The 236-nt window shown below is 64.8% G+C and carries 1 protein-coding gene; it reads left to right on the forward strand.

Annotated elements, in window-relative coordinates; all coding sequences use genetic code 11:
• On the forward strand, positions 1-236 hold a 236-nt coding region (locus AC1RPX_RS08105; RefSeq protein WP_481763387.1), incomplete at both ends, for an iron chelate uptake ABC transporter family permease subunit.

Genomic DNA, 236 nt, shown 5'->3' on the forward strand with positions numbered 1-236 from the left:
TGCTGCTGTTGATGGCTGTGGTGGTGGCGCTGTCGTTTGGTCGTGATGCGCACGGCTGGACGTGGGCGAGCGGGGCGTTGCTCGAGGATTTGATGCCCTGGCGCTGGCCGCGAATTATGGCTGCGCTGTTTGCGGGCGTCATGCTGGCGGTGGCGGGCTGTATTATTCAGCGGCTGACCGGAAACCCGATGGCAAGCCCGGAAGTGCTGGGGATTAGCTCCGGCGCGGCGTTTGGC

This window comes from Dellaglioa sp. CoH-56-MRSF-14, assembly GCF_056782115.1.